Here is a 1,032-nt window from a genome sequence, read left to right as displayed (position 1 = left end):
TCGCCGGCAGCGCGGCCTGCAGCGGCCGCGCGTGCGCCAGGTCGTCCAGCGCCGTGTGCAGGGCCTGCCAGGCGGCTTCGGCCGCCGCGGCGTCCAGGCCGACGCTGGTCCACAGCCGTGTCAGCTCGGCATGTTGCGGCTGCAGCCAGCCTTCTACCGGCACCGCACCGTTCCGGGCCTGGCGGCACTGCGCCAGCACCGCATCGCCCAGCGCCAGCGCCGCGGCGAGCGCGCTGCCCTGACCGTCGTCGCGCAAGGCCGACTGCTGCACGTACTGGCACCAGGACTGGCGCAGGAAGGCCTCGATGGGCAGCGGCACGGTCAGGTCGTCGCCGGCCTGTTGCAGCAGATCGTGCAGGGCCTGCGCGGCGCGCTGCCGGGCGACCTCGCGGCGCTCCTCCGCCCGTTGCAGTTCGGCCGCGCGGCGCTCGGCGATCTCCACCCGGCGCCGGTACTGCTCGTAGGCGCTGCCGAACTCGGCCTCCAGCGCCAGGAACACCGCCAGGTGCTCGTCGAAATCGCGCACCACCCGCTCCACCGCCGCCTGCGCCTGCGCCAGCAGCGCCTGCTCCGGGCCGGTGCTGCCGGCATTGCCGTCGCAGGCGTCGGCCAGCAGGTTGAGCAGGCGCCGCGCCGGATGCCCGTCGCGCACGAACAGGCGGCCGTCGATCAGGGCCACCTTGGCCATCGGCACCAGCATCTGCCCCAGCAGTTCGCGCTGCGCGGGTTGCAGCACGCATTCCTCCAGCATCACATCGAACAGCAGGCCGACCAGATCCAGGGTGTCGGCATCGGCCGGATCCAGGCAGGTGCTGGCCGGGTCCAGGCCGAGCGAGGCGCCGATACCGGCGATCTGCCGGCGCAGGCCCTGCGCCAGCGGGCCGCCGTGTTCGCCGACGACGGCGAATCCGGCCAAGGGCATGGTCTGCAGCAACGACAGCACCGACAGCAGCTCGCGCGGCGACAGGCAGCGCCGGCCGTCGCCCGGGCCCGCGTCCGGCTGCGCCTCGTGCAGCAGCGCGCGCAGCGCCG

Annotated in this window: 1 protein-coding gene; it reads right to left on the bottom strand. The window is 74.6% G+C overall.

Annotation, left to right across the window (positions count from 1 at the left end):
- A partial coding sequence (locus tag D588_RS25000; protein WP_017916621.1) for a DUF1631 family protein occupies positions 1–1,032 on the bottom strand: 1,032 nt, incomplete at both ends.

Source organism: Xanthomonas sp. SHU 308, from assembly GCF_000364645.1.
Classification (GTDB): Bacteria; Pseudomonadota; Gammaproteobacteria; order Xanthomonadales; family Xanthomonadaceae; genus Xanthomonas_A; species Xanthomonas_A sontii.
The sequence above is the reverse complement of the archived record's forward strand: the minus strand, read 5'-3'. Positions and strand labels throughout refer to the sequence as shown.